Raw genomic sequence first — 561 nt, forward strand, 5'->3', positions numbered from 1 at the left:
GTTCTCAAAAATATAAAAACAATAGCACAAAGACAGAAACAGCCTCCTCCTTTAAACTCAGCAAAGATGACCTTCCAATTGAAATTCACATCCATGTCAACATTTACAACTATAATGATAATAACAATAACCTTGCAAATCAGGGCGGGAAGGCTGGTTTTACAATAACAGCGGATCGAAATGGACAGATCAGCGGAAACGCAGGAACAAATGCTAATCAAGGTGGACAGATTGCCAAAAAGGGTGGACAAAACTCGAGACAAACAGGACAAGCTACTAAAGAAAATAATGAAAATAAAATTCAAGAATCACGTCCTACACTTTTTTTACCACCGTTCTCTTAATTAGCAACACTTCCATTTCTAAAACTTTCGCTTTACCTTAGTTCCATCCTTGTTTGTCATTTATAAGTTAAATCCTTATTTGGCCTATAAATGACAAACATATTTTATGACTTCAAAATATTAATGCTAATTCTTCCGAGCTTATGTGTCTTTAGCCTATTTACAAAAATGCAAAAAAAATATTTTTCCAGCAGGAGTTTTCCACTAGCATCTTGTA

Annotated in this window: 1 protein-coding gene; it reads left to right on the forward strand. The window is 34.4% G+C overall.

All coding sequences use genetic code 11. From position 1 onward, the window contains the following. Window positions 1–344 (forward strand): hypothetical protein (locus KVT34_RS29740; protein ID WP_217563243.1); only part of this gene is annotated, 344 nt, incomplete at its 5' end. Between the last annotated feature and the right edge of the window lie 217 nt (window positions 345–561).

The sequence above is a fragment of the Paenibacillus sp. GbtcB18 genome, assembly GCF_019091125.1.
GTDB classification, from domain to species: domain Bacteria; phylum Bacillota; class Bacilli; order Paenibacillales; family NBRC-103111; genus Paenibacillus_F; species Paenibacillus_F chitinolyticus.